Source organism: Paenibacillus sp. J22FR5, from assembly GCF_059691975.1.
The window spans coordinates 316109-322412 of sequence record NZ_JCAUAN010000004.1; the positions used below are offsets into that span (position 1 = coordinate 316109).

Genomic DNA, 6304 nt, shown 5'->3' on the forward strand with positions numbered 1-6304 from the left:
ACGTCAACGATTATACTTTAGCTGAGCGATTGAGTCTCGGGCATGCTTTTGGTGCTCCATACCTGGCGCTTGAAGCGGCAAGAAACTTCAGCAACTTCATTTGTTTGGTTAATCACTGAAAAATTATATAGTGCGACAAGTAATATTCTTAGTCCGATTGCAGGTGGTATTACTTCACCGATTGCATTCCTGTAACAGCAATAACTCGATTATTTATGATATATTCAGCTACAGCATCGGGATCGCTATTTAGGCTAGGAATGAATGATAGTAAGTTGAGCTTTTTTGTGAGTATGCTAATGAAACTGGAAAGTGAAATATTATCATTTAAACTCTCTACAATTTCAGCTACCCGAATGTCTTGCCCATTTGGAAACATTTCGCTAATTCATTAGCCCGAGCCAGCGATTCGTGTGTGCCTGCATCCGTCCACCAACCTTGAAGCACGCCATAAGAAAGCTCGCATCTTTCAATGTAGGCATTGTTGATATCCGTAATTTCCAGCTCACCTCGCTCAGATGGTTTCAATGTTCGTATCAGATCGAATACGCGATTGTCGTACATATATATTCCGGTAACAGCATACCTGCTTTTAGGATAGTGCGGCTTTTCTTCAATATGTGCAATCAAATCACCTTGCAACTCAGGTACCCCATACCTATGAGGGTCATGAACTTCGTGTATGAAAATTTTCGCTCCGACAGTCTGACTTTTAAAATTTTCTACAAAAACTCTGATACTGTCTTCAAATATGTTATCGCCAAGGATAATGACCATCCGGTCATTACCAACAAAATGTTCAGCAAGTCCCAAAGCCTGGGCAATCCCTCCGGCAGCATCCTGTACTTTGTAAGTAAACGATACACCCAGCTCTTGACCGCTTCCAAGTAAGCTTACCACATCACCCATATGATCTTTCCCGGTGACGATTAAGATATCGGTAACATCTGCTTCTTTGAATTTATGAATGGCATGAAAAATCATTGGATATTTTCCTACCGGAAGTAAATGCTTATTGGTCACTTTGGTTAGAGGAAACAGACGAGAGCCGGTACCACCGGCAAGAATGATTCCTTTCATGATAGCCTCCCTATCCAACAAACGTTATCCCCCTTCAATCTATTCCTTCCAAAAGGCTAAAGTGACGAAAACTTAAGAAGTAATTGAACATAAAAAATAAAACCCTTGAAATTTTCAGGGGTTTTTAACAATATTATTCAGAAAAGCTCATTCCAACTCAAACTCTTTTATCTTATTATAAAGTGTTCCACGCGAAATCCCGAGCAGCTTAGCGGCTGCGCTTTTGTTTCCAGCTGTTTTGGCAAGTGCTTCTTCAATAAGGGAGATTTCATCCATTTCGGTGATTTTTTCTTTTAACGTAGTACTAAGCGCTTCTACATCTTGAATCAGACTGGGCTGTTGCTCCTGAAGGGCAGAGGGTAGATGCTCTAGTGTAATTACTTCATCTTCATTTAAAATGATGCAGCGCTCGATGACATTTTTCAATTCTTGTATATTGCCAGGCCAATGATATTGCGTCAATGCCAAAATGACCTCAGGCGATAAAACAGGGGCTGGTTTCTGATAGTGCATGGAAAACTGCTTCAGATACATATGAACCATCGCTGGAATATCCTCAATGCGCTCCCGCAAAGGCGGGATTCGGATCGAGACGACATTCAACGCATAGTAGAGGTCAGATCGGAATTCATGGGAAGCTAACTTGCTGGCTAGATCCTCTGTTGTCGCAATGATAATACGTGTGCGTACAGGGATGGGTTGCGTGCCGCCCGAGCGGACAAGTGTCTGCTGGGTAATGTATCGATAGAGCTTGGCTTGAAGCTCCAGAGACATTTTCTCAATATCGTTAATAAATAGTGTACCCTCTTTGGCCAATTCTAATTTACCGGGTTGACCACTTTCACTCCCACTAAAAGCCCCGCCCTGATAGCCGAATAATTCCGTCTCCAGTATGCCTGCAGGTACAATTCCGCAATGAACGGTTAAAAAAGGCTGCGCCGACCGCGAGCTCGATTGATGAATGATTAGCGCGAGCTGCTCCTTGCCAACCCCGGATTCCCCAATGAGTAGGACGGGTGTTTCGGTTGCTGCAACTTTTTTGGCCCATTGAATCACCTTTCCGATAGCTGGCCCCTTTCCTTTGATAAGGGCAAAAGGATCCTCCTGCGACGTCTGTGTAGGCAGTCCAACAGACTCGACGGTTGTCAGCTGCTCGTTCAAGCGAACAAGCTGGGTAATATCTTGTTCAGTGGCGATTCCACCGATGATCGAGCCTGCCCCATCTTTGATTGGTGAAGCATTAATAAGGACATGTGTGTCCGGTCTTGGCCGGTGATACGTATTCCGGATGAGACGGCCTTCATCTATCATTTTCAAAACCATCAAGGTTTCCACGTCAAAATGTTCACCAATGCGTTTACCCACAATGTCTGCACGCGGCAGCCCGTAGAGCTCTTCCGCGACAGGGTTCCAGCAAATAACGGCCCCCTCCCGATCGACGACGGTTACGGCGTCTGTCACGGTATCCGCCAAGGCGGCGAAGTAGGCGTACCACTTCTGGCCCTCTTTCATCGCGTATGCGGCATACGCAGGTAGGGTGACATAGCCTAGAATGGCCCCATGTTCATTTTTGCAAAGAAGGGGTCTGCTCATGTCTTGCGGAAGCTCTTGTGTTTGGGACAGATCGGTGAGTTCCTCGATGGAACGTATAGGAGAGTTGAAATAGGTGTTCATTTGCAGTAATGCCTGCACCGTCGATTCAGTGATGGCATCCAATAAAGGGGCATCTTCTCTTGTAAATAAAGCTATGTCACTGCCGTGATGGACGAGTACAGCCGTATCCTTTTGAATGGCAGCAGATAGCTCTGTCAGTGTTGTTTCTATGGGAAGTGTTTGAATCCGAGTGTTCAATGGAAAGTGTTCAGGAATGAACATGTTTAACCTCATTTATCAGCCTTATTTGGTATTAATTTACCATGAAAAGGTAGGCGATTCAACACATGTTGTCTCTTGTCTGAATATCGTACAGATATGGAGTGAAATTCAGGTAAATGTATAAGTTTAAAAATAATATTGAACAATTAGTGTTCAATATTAAAAATAAAGTGTATAATTCAATTATGAATTAAACAAAAGTGTACAATTTCTTCTTGGAGGCAACCACAGATGGAACTCATGATGCGAAATATGTTTCAATCCCTAGGTAAAAGTCGCGCAGCAAACCGCTTAGCGAAGAAATACGGTCTGCGTTTTGGCGCAGCACGCTTTGTGGCGGGAGAGACAATACAGCAATCGATAGATGTCGTACGTGGTTTGAATCAGGATGGCCGCGTAGCGACGTTGGATCATTTGGGAGAGTTTGTTTTCAGCGTGGAGGAAGCGTTAGAATCAGCTGCGATGTGCATTCAAACCTTGGATGCGATTGCGGAGTCGGGTGTTCGGTCCAATTTATCCCTGAAGATGACTTCATTAGGGCTTGATATAAGCAGAGAGCTTTGCGTGAACAGCATGAAACGGATTCTGGATCGTGCTCGTCAGCATGGGAACTTTGTCCGAATCGATATGGAGGACTATGCGCACTGTCAAGTTTCTCTTGATATATATCGTGAGCTTCGCCAAGAATACGACAATGTAGGGATTGTGATTCAGGCATATTTGTTCCGCACCATGCAGGATATCGATGATTTACATGCGCTAGGCGCGAATTTGCGACTGGTGAAAGGCGCATATAAGGAGTCGCCAGAGGTTGCTTTTCCAGAGAAAAGTGCTGTCGATGAGAATTACAAGGCGATCATCCATAAGCATCTACTGAACGGACATTATACGGCGATCGCGAGTCATGATGAGGCTATCATTCAATTTACGAAGCAATTTGTTAATGAAAATAAGATTTCTAAGGACCAGTTCGAGTTCCAAATGCTCTATGGCATCTGTGAAGACCTGCAAAAGCAATTGGTGAAAGAGGGCTACCGTGTCCGTATTTATGTGCCGTATGGCGTGGATTGGTTCGGTTATTTCATGAGAAGGTTAGCGGAGCGTCCAGCGAATGTCTGGTTTGTTCTGAAGAATATGTTTAAATAAACACTTTTCACCATACAAACAAAGTTTCTATTCGGAGAGGAGCAATTATACGATGAGTACTTTAACAACGAAGGTTTTGCCATATGCGAATGAACCGTTTACGAATTTTGCGCTGGAGGACAATGTGAAGGCGATGCAAGCAGCGATCACGAAGGTGAAGGGAGAGCTTGGGCGTGAATACCCGCTTTATATTGGTTCCGAAAAGGTGATGACAGAAGCGAAGATTACATCGATTAACCCTGGGAATGTGGATGAAGTCATTGGCTATGTGAGTAAAGCGGATCAGGCTTTGGCTGAAAAAGCGATGAATACCGCACTCGAAACGTTCGAGTCTTGGAAAAAGGTTCCCGCTAGAGAGCGCGCAGAATACTTGTTCAAAGCTGCAGCACTTATGCGTGCTCGGAAGCACGAATTCTCGGCTCTGATGATCCTTGAATCCGGTAAAAACTACGTAGAAGCCGATGTAGATACGGCAGAAGCGATTGATTTCATTGAGTTCTATGCGCGTGAAATGATCCGTTTGAGTCTAATTAATGAGACACAGCCTTTGGTGAGAATTCCAGGTGAGAACAATCAAATTTCTTATATTCCACTAGGTGTTGGCGTTGTGATTCCGCCGTGGAATTTCCCTCTTGCGATTTGTGTAGGGATGACGGTTTCCGCCGTTGTTTCTGGGAATACAGTTCTATTGAAGCCAGCTTCTACGACTCCTGTGATTGCCCATAAGTTCGTCGCTTTGATGGAGGAAGTGGGTCTTCCTGCTGGCGTTATTAACTTCATTCCAGGCAGCGGCGCTGAGGTAGGAGACTACTTAACGACGCATCCGAAAACACGTTTTATCTCCTTCACCGGCTCCAAAGAGATTGGCTTACGTATCAACAGACTAGCCGCTGACGTAGCGCCAGGTCAAATTTGGATCAAGCGTGTAATTGCTGAAATGGGTGGCAAAGACGGCATCGTCGTTGATGAAACGGCGGATCTAGATGCAGCTGCAGCTGCGATTGTGGCTTCGGCTTTTGGCTTCCAAGGTCAGAAATGCTCCGCGGGCTCCCGCGCCATTATCGTAGAATCGGTCTACGATGAAGTGGTGGAGAAGGTTGTTGCGCTGACGAACAGACTGCAAAGTGGTCTGCCAGAAGAAAACTTCGCGGCAGGTCCGGTGATTGATCAAGCGTCGTATGAGCGGATTTTGGACTATATCGAAATTGGTAAAGGTGAAGGCATGCTACTTACTGGCGGCGGAAAAGCTGATGGGAATGGCTACTACATTCAGCCAACGGTGTTCGGAGATGTTAGCGGCAAAGCGCGCTTGATGCAGGAAGAGATTTTTGGACCTGTGCTCGCGATTGCAAAAGCGGCAGATTGGAAAGAAGCGATTGCGATGTACAACGACACAGAGTTCGGTTTGACAGGTTCGTACTTCTCAACGGACGAGGATCGCATCGCAGAAGCGTTGGAGACCGTTCATTGCGGTAACTTGTACATCAACCGCAAATGTACTGGAGCCCTTGTAGGTGTGCATCCGTTCGGAGGTTTCAATATGTCGGGTACCGACTCCAAAGCTGGCGGTTATGACTACTTGATGCTGTTGACACAAGCGAAATTGACTTCGCGTAAGGTGTAAGGATTGATGATCACCTGATTGAAGGCAAGCGAGATGAATAAGGCTAGTGCGAAACCTCACTTCGATGAAGTGGGGTTTTTGGTAGTGCGCCCAGCATGGGCGCTATCTTTAGGGTTCAAGTCCCGAATGGCGAAGGCAGTAGTAGCCATAGCTTAAGACAAGGGTGTCGACCGCGAGGTCGAATCTGAAGGAAGTCGGCGGCAAATCTCCGGTCTGAGGAACACGAACTTCATACAAGGCTAACGTACGTTGGATGAGGCTGCTACACAAGTCAAAGTCCATACTGCCAAAGACGTGCGAGAGTAAATGGAGCAGATAGATGGAGAGGAAGATAGCGTTCTTACCTGGGGAGATCTGTACGAAACGCAAAGCAAACTTTGTAAACCTGTATAGAAATACAGGCTGAACGTACAGAAGTCAGCAGAAGCCATAGTACGTAAAGGTGTTGCAACACCCTGCGGAAGGGCCGAACATGAAATAGGTATTTGTACATCAAGGCGTTCAGGGTGAGTAACGAAAGCAGAAAATCCGGAAGGACTTATCCGAAGGAGGAGACGGTGAACCCGTTGGGGACTTCGG

The 6304-nt window shown here is 45.7% G+C and carries 4 protein-coding genes; 2 read left to right on the forward strand and 2 right to left on the reverse strand.

Annotated features, from left to right (window positions below):
• Window positions 1-348: 348 nt before the first annotated feature.
• Window positions 349-1080: a sugar phosphate nucleotidyltransferase gene (locus tag AC58P7_RS09315; RefSeq protein ID WP_497342032.1), complete on the reverse strand. Its 732-nt coding sequence runs from the start codon at window positions 1078-1080 to the stop codon at window positions 349-351.
• A 147-nt stretch (window positions 1081-1227) separates the two neighbouring features.
• Window positions 1228-2955 (reverse strand): sigma-54 interaction domain-containing protein, encoded by a 1728-nt coding sequence (locus AC58P7_RS09320; RefSeq protein WP_497342034.1) that lies wholly within the window; start codon window positions 2953-2955, stop codon window positions 1228-1230.
• 231 nt (window positions 2956-3186) lie between these two features.
• Here AC58P7_RS09320 and AC58P7_RS09325 point away from each other — a divergent pair, with 231 nt between their 5' ends.
• Together AC58P7_RS09325 and pruA are read left to right on the forward strand one after the other, a co-directional pair.
• Window positions 3187-4101, forward strand: coding sequence for a proline dehydrogenase family protein (locus AC58P7_RS09325; protein ID WP_497342036.1), 915 nt, complete (start codon window positions 3187-3189; stop codon window positions 4099-4101).
• A 52-nt stretch (window positions 4102-4153) separates the two neighbouring features.
• Window positions 4154-5725 carry an L-glutamate gamma-semialdehyde dehydrogenase gene (pruA, locus tag AC58P7_RS09330; protein ID WP_497342038.1) on the forward strand — a complete coding sequence of 524 codons (1572 nt, stop codon included), beginning with the start codon at window positions 4154-4156 and terminating at the stop codon, window positions 5723-5725.
• The last annotated feature ends 579 nt before the right edge of the window (window positions 5726-6304 follow it).